Source organism: Brevibacillus reuszeri (genome assembly GCF_002897295.1).
Taxonomy (GTDB): Bacteria; Bacillota; Bacilli; order Brevibacillales; family Brevibacillaceae; genus Brevibacillus; species Brevibacillus reuszeri_A.
Genome location: NZ_BEXF01000163.1, coordinates 1 through 254 on the forward strand (window position 1 = coordinate 1; position 254 = coordinate 254).

A 254-nucleotide genomic window follows, 5' to 3' on the forward strand; every position below is an offset into this window, starting at 1 on the left:
GTTGCTCGCCTGGCAACGTCCTACTCTCCCGGCTCCCTGCGGAGCAAGTACCATCGGCGCTGGAGGGCTTAACGGCCGTGTTCGGCATGGGAACGGGTGTGTCCCCTCCGCCATCATCACCAGACTTTTTGAGAGAATGCTTCTCTCAAAACTGAACAGCGAATGTGCGTTAATCGTCGTATCTCCATAGAAAGGAGGTGATCCATCCGCACCTTCCGGTACGGATACCTTGTTACGACTTCACCCCAGTCATC

2 rRNA genes are annotated in these 254 nt (G+C 55.5%); both read right to left on the reverse strand.

From position 1 onward, the window contains the following. Positions 1–7: 7 nt before the first annotated feature. Positions 8–124: ribosomal RNA gene (gene rrf / locus C3B52_RS36000) — 5S ribosomal RNA — on the reverse strand. Between the two features lie 66 nt (positions 125–190). Continuing rightward, positions 191–254, reverse strand: a 16S ribosomal RNA gene (locus C3B52_RS36005); the annotation flags it as partial.